The sequence below is a fragment of the Psychrobacter sp. A3 genome, assembly GCF_028823565.1.
Lineage (GTDB): Bacteria > Pseudomonadota > Gammaproteobacteria > Pseudomonadales > Moraxellaceae > Psychrobacter > Psychrobacter celer.
Genome location: NZ_JAPEHS010000149.1, coordinates 1 through 1873, shown reverse-complemented (window position 1 = coordinate 1873; position 1873 = coordinate 1). Strand labels below are relative to the sequence as shown.

Sequence of the window (1873 nt, the reverse complement as noted above, 5' to 3'; positions counted from 1 at the left end):
TGCGCAACCTACGTTTAAAAATAGCATCCCAGTAGCGCTATGCGCTTTTTAGAGTACATCGACTATACTCAGAACAGGACAGACTCAGGACATATTGTAAACTGAGCTGACGATTATTTAGCATATCAGCAAAAAAGGGGCAGGTAATGGCAGGATATATATTGGCATTGGACCAAGGCACGACATCGAGCCGAGCGATACTCTACGACGATCACGCCCGCCCCATTAAGATGGCGCAGCAACCGACGACCTTGCAGACACCTAAGGCAGGTTTTGTAGAGCAAGACGCCCAGCAAATTTGGCAGACGCAGATTAGCTGTGCGCACGATGTGATCAACCTCGCAGGCCTGCTGGCTACCGATGTCAGTAGCATTGCTATCACCAACCAGCGTGAATCTATTGTGATGTGGGACAAACAAACCGGCAAGCCATTAGCGCCAGCGATTATTTGGCAAGACAGGCGTACGGCCAGCTATTGCAAAACTCTGGCCGCTGAGCCTGCAAGTCGCGGCGAGTCTGACAGCGGTGCACGGAGCAAAAGCGCATTGAGCAAAGTTGCGGTTAGCGACACGGGTCTCAATAGCAGCGCGCAGCATGGCATGGCAGAAGAGGTACAGCGTCTGACTGGCCTGCGCCTCGATCCATATTTTAGTGCCAGCAAAATCGCTTGGCTGCTCGAAAACAATCCTAAGCTGAGCGTGCGCGCCAGTAGAGGTGAGATAGCGGTGGGCACCATCGATAGCTGGTTGATATACAAACTGACGGGTGGCGCGCATGTCATCGATGTGACCAATGCATCTCGGACATTATTGTTTGATATTCATAAGCTGGCATGGTCAGAGGTGCTGTGTGCCCGTTTTTCGATACCCATGAGCATCCTACCCACCGTTTTGCCGTCTGACGGAGATTTTGGCAAGACCAAAAAAGGCCTGTTTGCCAAGCAAATACCTATTCAGTCGGTATTGGGCGATCAGCAAGCGGCGCTCTTTGGCCAAGGCTGTCTGGACGCGGGTATGGCCAAAAACACCTACGGGACTGGGTGCTTTATGCTGATGAACATAGGCAAACAACCAAAAATCAGCGAACATAAACTGCTGACCACCATCGCGTGGCAGCGAAAAACCAGCCCAACGCGCCCAGATAACTTATCATTTGACCAAATCGTTCAGTCAGGTATGCGCCTATTACAGCCACCAAAAAAAGAAGTGACCTATGCCTTGGAAGGTAGTGTGTTTATGGCAGGCGCCATCATCCAGTGGCTACGAGATAATTTGGGTATGATTAAGACAAGTGGTGAAGTGGAGGATTTGGCACGGCAAGTAGACAGTAGTGAGGAGGTGGTACTATTGCCAGCTTTTACAGGACTTGGCGCGCCTTATTGGCGCTCTGATATCAGCGCCAGTATCACTGGGATGAGCCGCGGCACTACTAAGGCGCATATTGCTCGTGCAGCGCTAGAAGCGGTCGCTTATCAAACCTATGACGTGCTGATTGCAATGCAGAAAGACAGCCCCCATCCGCTTACAGAGCTCAGGGTAGATGGCGGCGCGGCCAATAATGATTTGCTGATGCAGTTTCAGGCAGATCTACTGGATGTGCCGGTGCTGCGCCCTAGAGACACAGAAATCACCGCAAAAGGTGCAGCAATGCTCGCGGGTCTAAAAACAGGGCTGTATGATGACACCACAATGCAAGCGTCTTGGCAAGTAGATCGTATATTTGAGCCGAGCATGTCGGCAGATATGCGTGAGCAGCATCTGAGTAAATGGCAGCAAGCCATCAAACGATCCTTAATGCCGCTATAAAACAACGCGATAAATAGGGCGTGTTGAACATTCGCAAATAGGCACTGCTGATCGCTAAAATTGTTCCA

General features: G+C 50.8%; 1 protein-coding gene. It reads left to right on the top strand.

Annotated elements, in window-relative coordinates; genetic code table 11:
* Positions 1-146: 146 nt before the first annotated feature.
* Positions 147-1805 (top strand): FGGY family carbohydrate kinase, encoded by a 1659-nt coding sequence (locus NK638_RS12200; RefSeq protein ID WP_274633224.1) that lies wholly within the window; start codon positions 147-149, stop codon positions 1803-1805.
* The last annotated feature ends 68 nt before the right edge of the window (positions 1806-1873 follow it).